This window comes from Paenibacillus sp. FSL H7-0737 (genome assembly GCF_000758545.1).
GTDB lineage: Bacteria > Bacillota > Bacilli > Paenibacillales > Paenibacillaceae > Paenibacillus_AQ.
On record NZ_CP009279.1, the window covers coordinates 3,482,555 to 3,499,402 of the forward strand.

At 42.1% G+C, this 16,848-nt stretch carries 15 protein-coding genes; 13 read left to right on the forward strand and 2 right to left on the reverse strand.

What is annotated here, in order from left to right:
- Nucleotides 1-11: 11 nt before the first annotated feature.
- A complete protein-coding gene (locus tag H70737_RS15025; protein ID WP_042188430.1) occupies nucleotides 12-539 on the reverse strand; it encodes a DUF1036 domain-containing protein in 528 nt (175 codons plus the stop codon).
- 58 nt (nucleotides 540-597) lie between these two features.
- Between H70737_RS15025 and H70737_RS31480 the strand changes: the two genes are divergently transcribed.
- The 3 genes from H70737_RS31480 to H70737_RS15035 all read left to right on the forward strand — a co-directional run bounded on the left by H70737_RS31480 (nucleotide 598) and on the right by H70737_RS15035 (nucleotide 2,507).
- The gene (locus tag H70737_RS31480) at nucleotides 598-720 is read left to right on the forward strand and encodes a hypothetical protein (protein ID WP_269321747.1); all 123 of its coding nucleotides are present in this window, start codon (nucleotides 598-600) and stop codon (nucleotides 718-720) included.
- Nucleotides 721-1,003: 283 nt separating this feature from the next.
- Nucleotides 1,004-1,597 carry an RNA polymerase sigma factor gene (locus tag H70737_RS15030; RefSeq protein WP_042188431.1) on the forward strand — a complete coding sequence of 198 codons (594 nt, stop codon included), beginning with the start codon at nucleotides 1,004-1,006 and terminating at the stop codon, nucleotides 1,595-1,597.
- 85 nt (nucleotides 1,598-1,682) lie between these two features.
- Entirely contained in the window at nucleotides 1,683-2,507 is an 825-nt protein-coding gene (locus H70737_RS15035; protein WP_042188432.1) for a hypothetical protein, read from the forward strand.
- Nucleotides 2,508-2,670: 163 nt separating this feature from the next.
- On the opposite strand, the gene H70737_RS15040 is transcribed toward H70737_RS15035, so the two are convergent.
- Entirely contained in the window at nucleotides 2,671-3,693 is a 1,023-nt protein-coding gene (locus H70737_RS15040) for an MBL fold metallo-hydrolase (RefSeq protein ID WP_042188433.1), read from the reverse strand.
- Between the two features lie 155 nt (nucleotides 3,694-3,848).
- On the opposite strand from H70737_RS15040, the gene H70737_RS15045 reads away from it, so the two are divergent.
- The 10 genes from H70737_RS15045 (at nucleotide 3,849) to H70737_RS15085 (ending at nucleotide 16,726) form a co-directional block, all read left to right on the forward strand.
- Nucleotides 3,849-4,859 (forward strand): fumarylacetoacetate hydrolase family protein, encoded by a 1,011-nt coding sequence (locus H70737_RS15045; protein WP_042188434.1) that lies wholly within the window; start codon nucleotides 3,849-3,851, stop codon nucleotides 4,857-4,859.
- 91 nt (nucleotides 4,860-4,950) lie between these two features.
- Nucleotides 4,951-5,532, forward strand: coding sequence for a TetR/AcrR family transcriptional regulator (locus H70737_RS15050; RefSeq protein WP_042188435.1), 582 nt, complete (start codon nucleotides 4,951-4,953; stop codon nucleotides 5,530-5,532).
- Between the two features lie 18 nt (nucleotides 5,533-5,550).
- Nucleotides 5,551-5,700: a hypothetical protein gene (locus H70737_RS30730; protein ID WP_231573272.1), complete on the forward strand. Its 150-nt coding sequence runs from the start codon at nucleotides 5,551-5,553 to the stop codon at nucleotides 5,698-5,700.
- 350 nt (nucleotides 5,701-6,050) lie between these two features.
- The gene (locus tag H70737_RS15055; protein ID WP_042188436.1) at nucleotides 6,051-6,998 is read left to right on the forward strand and encodes an ABC transporter permease; all 948 of its coding nucleotides are present in this window, start codon (nucleotides 6,051-6,053) and stop codon (nucleotides 6,996-6,998) included.
- 13 nt (nucleotides 6,999-7,011) lie between these two features.
- The gene (locus H70737_RS15060) at nucleotides 7,012-7,881 is read left to right on the forward strand and encodes a carbohydrate ABC transporter permease (protein ID WP_042188438.1); all 870 of its coding nucleotides are present in this window, start codon (nucleotides 7,012-7,014) and stop codon (nucleotides 7,879-7,881) included.
- A gap of 66 nt (nucleotides 7,882-7,947) precedes the next feature.
- Nucleotides 7,948-9,534 (forward strand): extracellular solute-binding protein, encoded by a 1,587-nt coding sequence (locus H70737_RS15065; RefSeq protein ID WP_042188440.1) that lies wholly within the window; start codon nucleotides 7,948-7,950, stop codon nucleotides 9,532-9,534.
- Nucleotides 9,535-9,822: 288 nt separating this feature from the next.
- Nucleotides 9,823-11,562 (forward strand): sensor histidine kinase, encoded by a 1,740-nt coding sequence (locus H70737_RS15070; RefSeq protein ID WP_042188442.1) that lies wholly within the window; start codon nucleotides 9,823-9,825, stop codon nucleotides 11,560-11,562.
- A complete protein-coding gene (locus H70737_RS15075; RefSeq protein ID WP_231573273.1) occupies nucleotides 11,559-13,184 on the forward strand; it encodes a response regulator transcription factor in 1,626 nt (541 codons plus the stop codon). Before H70737_RS15070 ends, H70737_RS15075 begins: the two co-directional genes overlap by 4 nt.
- A gap of 99 nt (nucleotides 13,185-13,283) precedes the next feature.
- Nucleotides 13,284-15,500: an FAD-dependent oxidoreductase gene (locus H70737_RS15080; protein WP_042193948.1), complete on the forward strand. Its 2,217-nt coding sequence runs from the start codon at nucleotides 13,284-13,286 to the stop codon at nucleotides 15,498-15,500.
- Nucleotides 15,501-15,517: 17 nt separating this feature from the next.
- Nucleotides 15,518-16,726 (forward strand): SGNH/GDSL hydrolase family protein, encoded by a 1,209-nt coding sequence (locus H70737_RS15085; RefSeq protein WP_042188446.1) that lies wholly within the window; start codon nucleotides 15,518-15,520, stop codon nucleotides 16,724-16,726.
- The last annotated feature ends 122 nt before the right edge of the window (nucleotides 16,727-16,848 follow it).

The window sequence follows — 16,848 nt, forward strand, 5'->3', positions numbered from 1 at the left end:
CATTTTTACGTCTAACGTTTCGAGATAGATTTTCTGCCAGCAGCAGGCCGTACAACTCGAAGACCTTTAATAGGAGAGGTACTCCGGCCAACATTCTTATTTTTACCAGGAACTGCCGTGTTGACATTTAAAAACTTAGATTGACTTTGAGTATTACTAGATACAATATTAACTGTGTAATTTCTGAAGTTACCAATACTGATTTTTCTCAATCCTAGCCTTCTACAAAGCGGAGCATCACAGTAACCTGCGCCACCACAAAGTTTGAAAGCATTTTGCGGTAGAGTAAGATAGTTAACACCTGACCATACAAGACTCCTATCTGTAGATTCAGCATAGTAATATATCTCTCGATTGTTGACTGCCCCACTCAATACCTCTACCGTTTGACCTGGATTTATTGTGTACCAACCTACCGCTTCATACCAGCTGGGCCAAGGTATCAAGGGGTTAGAGCCCTGATTACAGCTTGCAGAGGAGTAATATGCGAAGGCAACATATACAGTTAAACTCGTATTGTTACGAAAACTAAGTCCCATTGCATTCAGCTCCCTTCTTGTTAATAGAATAAAGTATGCAGTTTAATAGGAGAAGGAAATGGACATCAAGAGAAACAATTTCGAATCGATTGGGCTGCTCATGAGTAAACTGACGATCTGGATTTATGAAGTGCTAAGAACTACTTATTACAGTTTCATTTCACCAATCGTACCTAGATGAATATCTAAAACAAAATACTGATTAATTCCTTGCGGTGTCCCAAAAGCCATTTTATGGCTGTTTAGGGCACCTTTCGTTTTTTATATAAGATTTAGGTAAACACCAAAATTCGTTTTTTCTTTGAATCTACTACAGAAAATGAGGTGATACAAAGTTATGATATTCCTAAGGTTTATGATGGCATACTCTTTGAAGTAATTAGCTATGGCTTAATACATAAACAATTGCTGTCACATTTTGGGTCGAGCTCTTCGTTGTATAGAGTGAAAGGGGGGGAGACAGCTTGAATGATACGGAGTTAAGTCAGATCATTGCAGATGTGTTGGATGGGGACACAGAAAAATTCGAAAAAATCATGGAGGTTTATCAAAAACCGATTTTTCTCTACTGTTATCATATGCTGGGCAATTACGCCGAAGCCGAGGATAACGCACAGGAAGTATTTTTGAAGACATTCCGCACCTTGAAGAAATATACCCAATATCAAATAGATTTTGGCGCCTGGGTATACAAGATTGCCTACCATCAATGTATCGACATCATCCGTAAGCGAAAGTTGGTGAAATATTTGCCTTTCTTTTACCAGGATGAGAAAGAAAATAATGAAGTCGACTTGCATATTGAAGCCAACTATTTTGATGAATCCGTACATCAAGCCATGGCAAAATTATCGGCGGAAGAGCGTAATTTGTTAATCTTACGTTGTGTCGAGGATAAAAGCTACCAGGAGATCGGATTGATTCTCGGCAAAAACAGTGCCAGCCTTCGTAAAAAATACGAACGTGCATCTGCAAAATTTCGAAAGTATTATGCTCAAGTGAAGGGAGTGGGAGTGTATGAATATGGACAGGGATCGGGATTTGAAAAGACTGTTTGATGACCCGCGCATTCCCGACGCCGACTTGACAGGAAAAGTAATGAGAATATTACATGCTAAGCCAAAAGAAAAGGAGAGGTTTTTTATGAAATATAAAGTTGTTTTGACTGCGTGTGTAGGGATGATGTTAATGGCCTCCACAGGTTATGCGGCAGTTCAATATCATTCTTTGACGAATAAGGATGGCGAAGTCGTATATGAGACTAAATCGACGAAAGATTACGGAAAAGCAGAATCGAAAGATGAGATAGAGCGTTACAAGGCATTTTATGAACTTAAGGATAAGGTGCTAAAGAACGGGGAAGCTGGGCTGTTCTATATGGTTGCCAATAATCCGAATCATGAAACAATTCTTGGAACGAAGGTGACTATCTTCCAAGATCTTTCTCAATTGAGAGATAAGATTACGGATAAATCCATTAAGATCGCAGACAAAGTCAATGGAAATTATACATTCCAAAAGGCGGACGTAATCTTTAAAAATGCTCAGGAAGTGAATCCTCCTTCTTCGGAAGAAAAAAAGAAAATGGCAGAAAAGCTGAGAAAGCAGGCGGAAGAATCCAATCAGGGATATGCCATGATGCCGGTTGAAATGACAGATCAGTTTTTCCTTCTCTTTGCTACGTATCAAAATGGCGAAGATAAAATCGGGGTTAATATCACTAATCTGAGTGGAAAGAGCGATCCTACAATGTATATTGACGAGAAGGTTGAATTTAAGCAGGAGAAGGTTCAAGTGAAGGGAGTAGAAATGCTGCGTACAGAATTTGCTCCTTCGCAGACGCACGAGCTGAAATGGGTATACGAGAGCCCAGACAAAAAGGTGAAATACGCCTATACTTTACGTGGAGACATAAATAAAGTAAGCAAAGAAACTTTGATGAAAATTGCAAAAGGCTATTTGGAATAATAAATATTAAAACAACGGGAATCTTCTCCAAATCTAGTTGGGGTTGATCATAATCGGTTCTAAGCGCCCATTTAATTCCGTTGAACAATTCAAAAAAACGGCCGCTGTTCGCATCGTTTGCGACAGGGCCGTTTTTTGTTTTTCATAGGTTAGCTGTAAATTGCTATTCTTGCCAAACACTCATAGGGTCCCATGGCTTGATCTGATTGCCATATTTTCCGGCCAAAAAAACTTTCATGTCTTCCAGCTTAGCAGGCACCTCGTTCCAAATTGGAAGGGGTGGTAATCCTCGTTTGCTTTTCAATAGGATGTCCACTGTAACATACAAGCGTTCTGGCTGAATCCAATGAAGGAAGCGGGAAATATCAATTTGCTTGGTCAGGGACAAGGCATCAATTTCGTCATTGTAATGCTTGTTGAACTCGCTGATCAAGTTCAGGAGGTAGTCTCTCTGCTCCTTCACGAAGTCCAGGCCGCAGATGGCGCCATGTCCTGGAATAACGATTTCGGGTTTAATTTCATCAATAATGCGGTCAAGCACTTTAACCCAATTGTGGGTTCCCTCTTCGCTGTATGCCGTACAACCGTTAAACACGACATCGCCGGCGAACAGCACTTTTTCTTTTGGCATCCACAGCAGCAAGTCACTGTCAGAGTGGGCCGGAGCTACGTTGTAAATCATAACTTCCGTTTCGCCAAGACGGATATTGATATCGTCCTTTATCTCAATATTCGGGAGCACCCATTCTACGCCTTCCAGGTCGAATCCTTCAAATTCCGCTGCAAAAAACCGCTCGCCCGAAGTCGATTCCGGAGAATCCTTTCCTCTTCTGATGACGTTATCCATCCAGGCGATATTTTCGGTGAGACGCTCTCTGGACGCTTCCTTGTGCATAATAATGCAAGCATCTTCAAACACTTTGTTTCCCCAGGCATGATCACTGTTATAGTGCGAGTTCACCACATATGCGGGAGAGCCACCGTTACTTACTTCCTTAAAAGCCTCCCGCATTTCCCGTGCATGGAACAAATCGAAGAACGTGTCATACACCAGCCCTTCACCCTTGTTGATGAACCCGGCATTGGCCCAACTGATGCCGCGATACGGCGAAATACCGGCAAAGACGCCATCTGCGACTTCAAAAAATTTAACGCGAGGTTTTTGGATAATACGTCCATACTTCATGAAAATTCTCCTTTGTGTATATGTTTTTGGGGTAAAGCATGCCTTTATTATAGAGAGTGGAAAACATAAATGCAAGCATGTACTTGCATGCATTCGCTCCATGTAATATGATGTAACAGAACAACATCACACTACATGCATGGAGGCGCTGCAACATGAAACTAGTAACCTTTCAAACCAAGACATCTCAGGAACCTTTGTTTGGGCTTGTAATTAACGAGAAATTTGTCGTGTCTTTTGCCGCAATCATGAAAAAGCAGGGAACATTCGTTGACAGTCTTGAAAGTATGGACAGCTATCTTCATTATTTACCGGCAAGTTATGATGCCGCTAAGGAATTAATGCAATATGCGGTCGAACAGTCGCATCAATTTAATGAAAATGAAATCTGCCCGATTGTAGCGGTAAAACTACTGCCGCCAGTTCCAAATCCGGCTGCGCTTATCGATTTCGGACTGACACCAAGACATCTGAGAAATGCTGGCGTAAATCTGCTGCAAAGAGAATATACAGGGCCGGAAAGAGAAGAGCTTAAACAAAAAATTGCTGAAAAATTCCAGCAAGATCCGAACAAAGTAACTTTCAGTTATTACAAATGTAACCATAATGCATTAATTGGCGATGGAGATACGATTCATTGGCCTTCGTACTCTTCCTACCTGGATATTGAGCCGGAGCTGGCCTTTGTTACAGGGATGGAGAACTGCATTGCAGGTTATGTTATTTTTAATGACAGTACTGTCCGCGATGTGCAATGGCCGGATTTCCAGGGGCTGACCGGACCGACGCGCTGCAAAGATTTTGATCGCAGCAAAGGAATAGGGCCATTTCTGGTTACGCCGGATGAAATCGACAATCCGCTGGTACTGGATGTGAATGTATTCATCGGGGAGAGACTGCACTGGAAGGGGAGCACATCCGAGTATTCTGCACACCCTGCAAAAGTGATGGAGGAGGTTCTCAAAGTTTTCACGCCGCTCCCGGGCACGATTATAGGAATGGGGACGATACCGGATTGCTGCGCAATCGAGACCGAAGAATGGCTGTTGCCCTCTGACCGAATCCAGATTACATTTGATAAATTAGGCACGCTCACGCAATTGGTGCCTGATCATGTCAAGATTACGGAACCAAGCCGCTGGGAAAAAAGAAGCGATTTGCCTTAAAAAACGTTTATCAAAATGATGAACCCCGACCCTGCTGCATATGCAAAACTTGTAGTAGAATAGGATTAACATATGCAAAAGGAGAAATACAATGCAAACTTCAGACAGAATCATTGAAGCCGCGACACAGCTCATCAAAAAGAAGGGCTATCGGGGAGTAAGCACCAAAGCCATTGCAACGGAAGCTAAAGTCAATGAATCTACGATTTTCCGGCAATTTGGAAGCAAGCAAGGCATATTGGAAACCATCATTGAAAGACATTCGGATATCCCGCAATTTGAGAAGCTGTTAAAAGAGGACGCGACCGATAACCCGGAAATCGATCTGCTGAATGTAAGTCAGCAGTACCGTTTGTTTTTCCATAAAAATGCGGACATCATTTTGATTGGCATCCGCGACAAAGGAATGCTTCCCGAATTAGACAGAGTGCTAGCCGATCCGCCGGCGAAGCTTCACTCCTTGCTGGTTGAATATTTTCAACGCTTGCAGAATAAAAAAGTTATAGCCAGACAGGATGAGCGTCTTGTCGCAATGTCTTTTCTCTCGATGTGCTACGGATTTCAGATGAGCGAGCTGATTCACCGGCAATATCAATCCCAACTCGTCACCGAGGAAGAGTTCTACAAGCACAGTGTCTCATTGTTTGTTAAAGGAATTTTGGCTCAGTCATAAGCACTATTGATTTATTTAATGAGAAGTCTAAACTTACGAGAACGGGCTGAAGCTGGAAACTCGGTGTTACTATCCATTCATCTAATGGAAGAGCATGCAGCGACGGTTGATGATGTGATGATTATTAAGCATGGAACAATCGTTGCTGATGGAACATTGGAGAAGTAAAAGGTAATCCTTCCACGCTGGAGGAAGCCTTTTTTGCTCATGAATGTAGTTTTTAGTAATGGAAAATAAAATACGTGGATGCATTATATAAAAAACATGTCTCATTGAATTAAGCCCAATTTTTTCTAGGGCTTTTTTTGTTTGGGACCTCAGGATTGTATTTGGTCTATACTCAAACTTTCGAGTCAGAGTTATTGTACAGCTTTAAATCAAGACAATCATGCCTATTGTATTGGAATTATCCAAGGCTGTACTTACTTAAAATCTTATAAGAAATTCTTGAAATCACAGAAATTTATTCGGGTAGTGGGATGCTATTATACAAATATAAATAAAGACGAGGTGATGATATGCAAGCAAAATTGGCAGCGGACGCCATTCCCCTCACCAAAAAGCGAAATTCATGGATAAGAACGATAAAAAAGTATAAAGTGATGTACGCTCTCTTGTTCCCGGCATTACTTTACTTTGCCGTATTCAAATACGTTCCTATGGCGGGAATCATTATTGCTTTTAAAAACTATAACCTAGCATTGGGACTATGGGATAGTCCATGGGTGGGATTTAGAAATTTTACAGATTTTATGAACGGCGTTTATTTCTGGGACATCATGAGAAATACGATAATCATATCGCTGTATAAGCTATTGTTCGGTTTCTCAGCTCCTATCATACTTGCTTTGCTGCTCAATGAAGTTTATACCCAATGGTTTAAGAAAATCGTACAAACGATCACTTATTTACCCCACTTTCTATCATGGGTCATTGTTTATGGAATGATGGTGGCATTATTAGCCCCAGGGGATGGTCTTTTTAACATGATTTTGAAGGAAGCTGGAGTTGAACCCATCTCATTCCTAACGGAACCTGCCTGGGGCAGACTGCTGATCATCTTATCTGAAATATGGAAGGATATTGGATGGGGAGCGATATTGTACCTTGCAGCATTAGCAGGAATCGATCCAAGCTTATATGAAGCGGCTAGAATTGATGGCGCTTCCAAATGGAGACAGCTATGGCATGTAACACTTCCCGGCATTCGAGGCGTGATGATTCTGATGCTGATCCTTAAATTAAGCCATATTCTGGATGCTGGTTTTGACCAAATATTCATGTTTGCCAACAGCTTTAATCAGGAGAAGATCGACATTATCGACACATGGGTATACCGTGAAGGGCTCGAGCGACTTAAGATTGGCTTGGCAACTGCTGTGGGATTGTTTAAAGCGGTCATCGGATTTGTTTTAGTGTTGGCAGCGAATAAGCTCGCCAAAAAATTCGATGGGCAAATTTGGTGAGGTGGTTATCAATATGATCAATTTGACAATCGGAGAGAAAGTCTGGCAAGCCGTCGTTTATTTTATTCTTATTTTGCTAGCTCTACTTTGCTTACTACCCTTTCTATATGTAGTTGCTGTTTCAGTGACGCCAGAATCGGAAGTGTTAAGAAGAGGAATTGTTATTATACCAGAATCCTTTACCTTTCTAGCCTATAAAGAAGTATTCATTTCTCATGGTATCGGGCAGGCGTATAAAATTACATTGTTTCGAACGATAGTAGGCACTGCTCTTAATGTGTTCTTTACGGTAATAGCGGCATATCCGTTATCCAAAAAATATTTGCCGGGTCGAAGCCCATTTTTACTATTCATTGTCTTCACCATGATGTTTGGGGGAGGATTAATTCCGACTTATTTACTAGTCCGCTCTCTGGGATTGCTAAACAGTCCGTGGGTATTGATTATTCCAAATCTCATTAGTGCATTTAATCTGGTGATCATTAAAGGCTTTTTCGAGCAATTGCCTGCTGAAATCGAGGAATCGGCGAGGGTAGACGGTGCAAGTGAGCTTCAGTCGTTATGGCGGATCATTTTACCCTTGTCCTTGCCCGTCCTTTCCACAATTTCCTTATTTTACGCAGTCGGGCATTGGAATAGTTATTTCGACGCTATTGTTTATATCAATGATTCCAACTTAATGCCGCTTCAAGTGATCTTGCGCAACATCCTGCTTAACGTCGCAACACAAAGTGCTGATTCGCTTGCCAATACCGGAGCTGTTAGTACGTTCGCTATACAAATGGCAGCAGTTGTCGTGACTACAGTTCCGATTTTGATCGTTTACCCATTTATGCAAAAGCATTTTACCAAAGGTGTACTCTTGGGATCTGTTAAAGGTTAAAAAGAAATTCCAACCTGAGTTGTTACGGGGAAACCGTGATAATATAGAAGCAAAGGAGAGGTCATTATGCAACGTAAAGCGATTACATTTGCTATTCTGACAGCAATGGTCGGTGTGGGAACGGTATTGTCAGGTTGTGGGGACAAAAAAGAGGTTACATCGTCAGCTACGGGTAATTCACAAGGCCAGTCTAGTCCCTTTGAAAAAAAATTGAAAATTTCGATGTTTAACCAAGGCACTTTCAATGCTGCTGCTCCGATTCCTCCCCGTGAAGAAGATATCCAACGCCAAATGTTGGAGAAAGCAGTAAATATCGACTTGGAAATGATGATTCCTCAATCAGGTCAAGCAACGACTAAATTAAATACGCTCATTGCTGGAGGAGATATTCCAGATTTGATTTTCTTGAAAAGCCGGGCTGATCTCGCGCAATATTATGACCAAGGCGTTCTTGCGGATTTGACACCGTATCTGGATCAATTTCCTGAATTACAGAAACGTTTTAGCAACGACTCCTGGGAGGCGATGTCCTATCAAGGAAAAACCATTGGGGTTCCAGGTTATGATAATGTAAATGGTATCAGTCGAAGTTTCTTCATTCGCAATGATTGGCTGAAAAAGTTGAATATGGAAGTGCCAACGACACCTGACGAGTTATTCCAAGTTATGAAAGCCTTTACAGAGAAAGACCCGGACGGTAATGGCAAAAACGATACTTACGGATTCATAGGCGGCATGAATAAAGAAGGGAATCTGCAAACCTACGGCTTCGATAGTTTAATGTGGATGTTTGGCGTCAATCCTCCATCAGCCATTGATGTGAAAGACAATGAACCGGTGTTCCTGTATACCGACCCAAAAATGAAAGAGGCGCTCACTTATATCAATAAAATGATGGAAGCCAAAGTTGTAGATCCAGACTGGGTGACGATGAATACTCCCGATTTGTTGGACCAAAAGTTATTTAAGGGTAAAGTTGGCTTCATGATAAGAGATGCACGCAGGCTGGAACCGGATTATCAGCAGAAAATGAAAGAAATCAGTGGAGAGGTACCGGAATGGATCGTCATTCCTCCAATGATAGGTCCTTATGGCGATCAAATTGTAGAGAGAAAATCGTTCCAAGGCAATTCATGGGCCATATCCAAAAAAGCGGATAAGGACAAAATCATTCGGATCTTGTCCATGCTGAATTATCTCTTTACGGACAAAGAAGCATATCCGAATTTTGCATACGGAATTAAAGGAATTCATTGGGATTTAGTGGACGGCAAGATCAAGAATAAAACCTCCGAATTATCAAAGGAAATGAAAGAAAAGTACCTATGGGTTGACCATTATAGAATGCCGCGTCGTGGTGATGATGCTGAGTACTTCAGCTTCCAGAATCCTAAGACGGCAGAAGCTTTTGAGAACAATCAGAAATACGTGGCGCCTACTTTGCCCGGGAATTTATTGACTGAAGACCCGAACGATACATTGGCAGCTGACCGCCAACGTTTCATTAATGAAAGTTTGGTCAAATTTATGACCGGAAAAGATCCTCTTTCTAACTGGGAGAATTTCCTCAATACGTTGGATACCAAGTTTGACATGCAGAAATATAAGGACACAGTAATCAAGCAATTTAAAGAAGCGGGCTTAATTAAGTAAATCAAGTAGAAACGGCTTCGCCGTCCTTTTAAAGGACGGTACCGTTTCAGCGAGAAAGATAAGGAACATTTATGCGCGAAGCATATAAATTCTTATCTCTTAAACAAAGAGAGAGGCTATAAATAGCCCCTCTCTTTATTGAAATATAAGAAAGTATAAGTTTTACTTTATACTTTTTCCTTCTATTTTTTGAAGAAACGCTTATCGTTCTTAAAAAGGACGCCGAAGGCGTTTCTTCTTGTCATATGCTATTATTTGTTTAATACAGATTTAAAAGGAAGATGATAGATGCGAAGAAGAATAAGCTTGCCTTTAAAATTATTTTTTATCGTGTTTGCATTTGTATTAAGCTGCATAATCTTGATAAGTCAATTGTCTTACCACTATGTCCAAAAGGAAATAAGAAAAACTGACATTTATTACACCAACCAAATACTAGACAAGGTAGATCAGTATTTCACAGTTAATTTTTCCTCCTTTCAGACGATCCTGTTCTCGGTCGAAACATCGGTGAAAGCCAACATTGACAATACAGAAGTGATTAAAAAGCAATTAAGAGAGCTGTATGAACTCAACAGTAATTACGTCAGTAATATTTATTTGATCAAAAGCGATTTATCCATTCTAGGCGGGAGTACACCTACCCGAATATTCGATGAACCTTTAGCTGAAAGAGAACCTTTGTTTGATGCGGCTGACAAGAACAGAAGGACTACATTTGTCAGTGATCCTTACAAATCTAAATATTCCGGCTGGACAGTTACGATGGTTCGATATCTGAACAGTGCTCCGTTTCCTATGGCCATTGCGGTAGATTTGGATCTAAATGCCATTGAAGAAACCTTGTTCAAGATTAATAAAAAAGAACAAATGGATTTGGCTCTAATCACCGCATCGGGAAAAATCATTGCCGGATTTTCGGAAAATAAAGGACCCATGAATATTCAAGATCATACTTTTTCAATCGGTGAAACGACGGCGGAACAAATTCTGGATACTACAGAAACAAGCCTTCAACTACATGCCAAGGATGGTATTCCAGTCTCCCTTTTGAAAAAACCGACTGAGAAATTCAACTGGACCATCATCTCGATCAACGATGAATCACGCTTGAAAGCTGCTTTGTCCAGATTGGAAACCTATTATATCGGGCTTCTAGCTGCAGGTCTTCTCTTAAGTCTGTTCATTTCCTTTTTTATTGCCAAATATATAAGGACCCCTCTCTATGCGCTCAAAACAAAAATGAAGCGGGTGGAGCAAGGCCTCCTCACAACTACAATATCGATTAACCGAAACGATGAGTTTGGAGATCTCTCCCGAGCATTCGATCGTATGCTTCAGCAAATTGTGGAACTGATACGGGGAGCAGAGCTACATAATGAACTTGAGCGGAAGCTGGAAATCCAAGTGCTTCAGTCTCAAATAAACCCTCATTTTCTGTATAACACGCTTGGTTCTATCAGCAATGTCATACGACTCGGACAAATAGAGAAAGTAGATGTGGTGATCGAGTCTCTCATTTCAATATTGGAATATGGGATAGCTGATGCTTCGGAGAAGGTTTCACTACGTCAGGAATTGCAAAATGTATCGGACTATATCGCGATCCAGAACATCCGCTATAACAGGAACTTCCACTTGATTGAAAATATCGAAGCAGATTTAATAGATTTCCCAGTTTTTCGAATGCTGCTGCAGCCCCTTGTGGAGAATAGTATCTTCCATGGTTATAACGGAGGGGGGATCGAAGGCCCTATTACTATTCATGCGTACAGGGAGGGCGGCATCGTCATCATAGAAGTAGTCGATCTAGGCGAGGGAATTCCAACTGATAAAATAAAGCATATTTTGATTTCAGAACCGAGTGATGTGGAATTGAAAAGGAAAAGAATCGGGTTAAATAATATTCACGACCGAATAAAACTTCACTACGGAGAACAATTCGGGCTTCAAATCATAAGCATACCTAAGGAAATAACCCGTGTTCAAGCCTTATTCCCAGCAGGCTCGTTTAAAGGAGATGCATGATGGTGAGAGACTACACCTGCTTCATTGTTGACGATGAAGATCTAATCATTCAGAGATTGGAATTGTTTTTTAACGAGCTCTCCCATAGGGATAAGCGATTTCATTTAGTGGGAAAAGCAAAAAATGGTCTGGAGGGGATAGAGGAGATCGTAAAGCTTAAGCCGGATATCGTGATATCTGATATCGTTATGCCTCGAATGGATGGAATTTCCATGATTGAGCAGCTAAAACCAAAGCTTCCCCATACCCAATACATTCTTTTGACCGCTTATTCATCCTTTGAATACGCCCAGAGAGCTATTCAAGCCAACGTATTGGAGTACATTGTTAAGGTTCCGCTCAGGGAAGCAGATTTAGTTCGCGCTTTAGATAAGGCAGCCGGGATTTTAAATGAGGTTAAGAAAAAAGAAGCGGAATTTCAATCGTTAAACGTATCCGTACTTGAAAATAAATATAGAGTCCGCAAGCAATTTTTTAACGAGCTTATCAGAGGCGAAATTCCTTCTCATCGGGCATCGGATTTTGCCAATCGCATGCAATTCCATTTCTTTCAAGCCAACTATTGCTGCTTCATTGTTGAAATGAATTTGTATGAAAGTTTCCGAAACGATTATTCAGCGTCTGATCAAAACATCTTGAAATATGCGATTACGAATATAATCGAAGAAACTGTGGTGAATGGTGGCAGAGGTGTAGCAGCGGATCTATCCGATAATCGTTTTATTGGCTTTCTTTCCTGGGAAAATAATCGCAGCGATATGGACACGGAATATGCTTGCCATTCATTGGGTAGTCAGATCGTCTCCCATTTACATCAATATTTGAATCAAAGGGTATCCGTCGCTTTTGGAGGTCCGCACCGAGGCTGGGAATCTATCAAACAAGCTTACATGGAAGCTAATATCGTGAGTGAGGATTTCTATTATCATGAAGAGAAAGTAGTCAAAACACCCATGCATCGGTTCCATTACCGCAATGACAAAAAGGAGGACTTTCAGCTGAAACTGGCTGATTTTCTCACATGGGTACAAAGGAAAGTTTCCAAGGAAGAGCTGGAAAAAGAACTCTCTGCTTTAAACCAATTTGTGACGGATTATAAAATTCATAAGTCCATCATGGCACCTATGCTTCAAGGCTTGTACAGAGACATAACTGCGAAATTTAAATCGGGGAACTCGTTGACCACGGATGCATCAGAGTTTCCCATAAAATTCATGACATTTCGGGAGCAGCTTGCCTATATTGGCGACTTCACATTCGAATATGTACACGCTGGCCAGCTTTTACATCGTATAGAAATCATGAGTGCTATGCGGTTTATAGAGAAAAACCTGAAACAGAGATTAACGCTGGAGGCTATTGCTGAGGAAGTGAATTTAGCTCCATCGTATTTTAGCAGCTTGTTCAAAAAAACAATGAACGAGGGCGTTATCAGCTACATCAACCGCAAAAAAATTCACTTAGCTCTCGAGCTGTTAAATGTTCAGGATTATTCTTTATTGGAATTGTGCGAGGAAGTAGGAATTGTGAATGAAGGTTATTTTTGCAAATTATTTAAAGAATATACGGGTGATACGCCTAAGCAATATCGGATAAAAATGACACGGTATGAATCCAAATAAGGTTGCAAAAAATGTATAAATTTCTCGCGAAATCATGTAAAAAAAAGGGCATCAAAAGGCTTACCATGATAGAAGGATCTAATCATGGAGGTTATCAAAATGGAGCTTATTAAAGCAGATGTAACCGTCGTAGGCGGAGGTATTGCTGGGATATGCGCTGCCATTGCTGCCGCACGCCAAGGGCTGCAGGTTTCACTTATTAATGATCGGCCGGTTCTTGGAGGAAATGCGAGCAGCGAGGTCCGGGTTCATATCAACGGGTCAGCATATCTCGGAAACAGTCCATCCTATTATGCACGCGAGGGCGGATTGGTGGAAGAACTCAAGTTGAAGATTTTTCACTATAATCCGTTATACAACAAGAAGCTTATGCTTTCGCTTTCGGATACGGTCTTGTTGGATATGGTTTATGCTGAGCCTAACATTTCTCTATTTCTGAATACATGCGTGCATGAAACGGGCATGGAGAACGGCAGAATTAAATGGGTGGAGGGCCTTCAATTGGCTTCCGAAAGAAAATTTCGTTTCGAAAGCCGAACCTACATTGATTGCTCCGGAGATGGAGTTGTCGGATATCAAGCAGGTGCTCTCTTCCGCTGGGGGAGAGAAGCGAAGCATGAATACATGGAAGAATTGGCTCCTGAAGTGGCGGACCATTACACCATGGGCGATACGATCCTGTTTCAAGCCCGTGACGTAGAATATTCCGTTCCATTCAAAAGGCCTGGCTTTGCGTATGATATTACGAAGTTGGCTTTTTTCGATAGTATCAGAAAAGGCTTAAACCATCGGGCTTTACCAAGAAAAATCAATGGGCTTGGCGGATTGTGGTGGCTGGAATATGGTGGACATATGGATATTATCAAGAATAATGAAGACATCGCATTGGAACTGCGGAAATTGGTGTACGGGATTTGGGATTATATCAAAAATAGCGGCGAATTTGATGATGTAGACAATCTCATCTTGGATTATGTATGCCCGATTCCTGGAAAGCGGGAGTCGAGGCGGTTCATAGGGGACCACATGTTGTCTCAGAACGATCTTACAGCAAAGCCGCATTTCGAAGATGCTGTATCCGTCGGTGGATGGTATATGGATTTACATGCGAATAAGGGCATCTACGATGAGGGGCCAGCTACAGCATGGAATTTCGTGCCTGGATTGTACAATATCCCTTTCCGCAGTTTATATTCACGAAATATTCCTAATCTCATGTTCGCTGGTCGCAATATAAGTGCTACCCATGTGGCTTTCGGATCTACTAGGGTAATGGCAACCTGCGGTTGTATGGGGCAGGCGGTTGGAACGGCAGCTTCGTTATGCTTGAAATATGAGATAGACCCTGCGGCCATAGTCGAATCTCATATGGAGGAGCTGCAGGCGCTGCTGCTTCGAGATGGCCAAACGATTGTAGGGCTTCAAGAGGAATTGAATCCTTACTTCGCTGACGGATTAACTATTCGTGCCTCGTCTCAGCGCAGCTATGATAATCCTCATCCAACTGAGGAGATTCCCTTGGAGAAAGGGTTATGTTTGGTCTTGCCGATTCAGACATCCGTGGCTGAAAGTGTACGGATCAAAATTAAAAATAGATCCGAGCATTCGGAAACTTTGCATGTAAAGCTGTTTGCCGGGGAACGGAAGGAAAACTACATTCCCACTAGCGAGTTGAAAGATTACCGCTTGGATATTGCAGCCGGTCATGACGACTGGATTACGCTAAACTTGGGCTGCGAAAAACCGACTGATGACAAAATCTACATCGTATTGGAAGGTACGGCGAGCCTTGCCGTCTACGGCAATGAAGAAAAAATAACAGGAGCGGTCAGCTTCCATTATAGGCCGGAAGAGCCGTCCAGGCTGAAGAAATTCAATAAGAGCATTTGCTTCAAGGATCTGTTACCGTCCCAGAGTATGTATAATCCCGAGAATGTCGTCAACGGCTTCTCCAGACCTTATGGTCTACCGAACGGCTGGATTTCTGAACGTACGGAAGAACAGGAATGGTTGGAATTCTGTTTTGCAAGCCCCAAAAATGTAGACGAAATCCATCTTGTTTTCAATTCACAGTTGGATTTGGAGCATTTCAACGACCCGATCGAGTCCCTTATCCAAGATTATGATATGACCTTGACCTTAGAAGACGGAACCGAGAGGACAATCATAACTCGTGGGAATTATCTCACGTTGAATAAACATAAGGTGGATGCGAAACATGTAACCCGAATCCGGATTAATTTCTGCGCAACGTATGGTTCGCCTTATTTTGAAGTGTTTGCAGTAAAATTGTTTGCTCCTAAAATTGATAAATGAGGTCAGGTGAAGTAACGATGAAGGAATTATTCCCACGTAATGGGCTCCCCAATATAATTCAGAAATTGGAAAATGGGGATACCGTAACAATCGTCTATTTCGGCGGCAGTAATACCCGTTCTGAAGGCTACAGGGTCATGACGGCGGATTGGCTTCGTGAGAAATATCCTAAGGCGGATATCCGCTCTGTGAATGCAGGCATTAATGGGACAGGATCGGATTTGGGTTGTGCCCGTTTGGAGACAGATGTACTGCGTCATCGGCCTGATCTAGTATTTGTTGAATTTGTCGGTAACGATGGCGGAGATCCCGAATCCAAGGCGCGGATCGAAGGGATTGTCCGTCAGATCCGCAAGCGGAGCCGGTTTACCGATATCCTGTTCGTTTATACGCTGAAGGAGCGGGATGTGGCCTTATTTCAGTCTGGGGAATACCAGAAGGGGGCTCTAATGCAAGAGGAAGTGGCCGACTATTATGGTATTCCTTCGATTCATCTGGGCGTAGCGGTCAGTCACTTGGTGTCGGAGGGAAAACTCGTTTTTACCTCAAGGGAAGACGTGTCCATTTCTGGTGCCGTTGTTTTTACACATGATTCGATCCATCCGACTATTCCCGAAGGACACCAGATTTACACGGATACGATCACCCGGTCATTTGAGGTAATTATCGAACTCAGAGGTCATCAGGGAAGGTTAGTACATCACTTACCTCAGAATCCGTTGGTTCCGGCTAATCCTTGGGAGTATGCGACCATGCTGTCACTGGATAGTCTTACTACTTTTTCCGCAGGATGGTCTTACATGACGCCCGATGATTCTGCTTTAGTGCGCGAGTACAATTGGTTGTTCCCCGGCCTATGGCGAGCAGTCGATCCTGGAGAGGCTATCACGGTGCAGTTCGAGGGCACCCATATCGGGTTATTCGATATCGGTGGGCCTGATTCTGGCAGATTGAAGGTGTCGGTGGATGGTGGGGAACCCTTTATTATCGATCGATTCACACTACACAACGATCATAATCGAAATCAGTATGTATTCTTGCCGGAGCTCCCGAATGGAAAACATACGGTTCGCTTTGAAATCGATACCGAGAAGACAGACAAAGCGGCCGTGTTTGAAGCATGCGGCAATGAACGAAGTAGAGAGCACGTTAGGCAGCATCCAGATTGGTATGATCAAACGGTGATTCAGCTTGGGAAGTTGTTATTAGTGCAGCCGCCATTATAATTAATCATTAGGCTTTGTACAATTGGTAGACCTACATCATAACTGACTGCAGTTGAGCGGGCAGTTATGATGTAGGTCTCTTTTTTAAAGGACGACAAAGTCGTTTCTTCTTGCTTAAAATC

Coding starts and splice junctions, on each gene's coding strand:
- H70737_RS15025 (WP_042188430.1), bottom strand. CDS start 539: ATGGGACTTAGTTTTCGTAACAATACGAGTTTAACTGTATATGTTGCC.
- H70737_RS31480 (WP_269321747.1), top strand. CDS start 598: ATGGACATCAAGAGAAACAATTTCGAATCGATTGGGCTGCTCATGAGT.
- H70737_RS15035 (WP_042188432.1), top strand. CDS start 1,683: ATGAAATATAAAGTTGTTTTGACTGCGTGTGTAGGGATGATGTTAATG.
- H70737_RS15040 (WP_042188433.1), bottom strand. CDS start 3,693: ATGAAGTATGGACGTATTATCCAAAAACCTCGCGTTAAATTTTTTGAA.
- H70737_RS15045 (WP_042188434.1), top strand. CDS start 3,849: ATGAAACTAGTAACCTTTCAAACCAAGACATCTCAGGAACCTTTGTTT.
- H70737_RS15050 (WP_042188435.1), top strand. CDS start 4,951: ATGCAAACTTCAGACAGAATCATTGAAGCCGCGACACAGCTCATCAAA.
- H70737_RS30730 (WP_231573272.1), top strand. CDS start 5,551: ATGAGAAGTCTAAACTTACGAGAACGGGCTGAAGCTGGAAACTCGGTG.
- H70737_RS15055 (WP_042188436.1), top strand. CDS start 6,051: ATGCAAGCAAAATTGGCAGCGGACGCCATTCCCCTCACCAAAAAGCGA.
- H70737_RS15060 (WP_042188438.1), top strand. CDS start 7,012: ATGATCAATTTGACAATCGGAGAGAAAGTCTGGCAAGCCGTCGTTTAT.
- H70737_RS15065 (WP_042188440.1), top strand. CDS start 7,948: ATGCAACGTAAAGCGATTACATTTGCTATTCTGACAGCAATGGTCGGT.
- H70737_RS15070 (WP_042188442.1), top strand. CDS start 9,823: ATGCGAAGAAGAATAAGCTTGCCTTTAAAATTATTTTTTATCGTGTTT.
- H70737_RS15075 (WP_231573273.1), top strand. CDS start 11,559: ATGATGGTGAGAGACTACACCTGCTTCATTGTTGACGATGAAGATCTA.
- H70737_RS15080 (WP_042193948.1), top strand. CDS start 13,284: ATGGAGCTTATTAAAGCAGATGTAACCGTCGTAGGCGGAGGTATTGCT.
- H70737_RS15085 (WP_042188446.1), top strand. CDS start 15,518: ATGAAGGAATTATTCCCACGTAATGGGCTCCCCAATATAATTCAGAAA.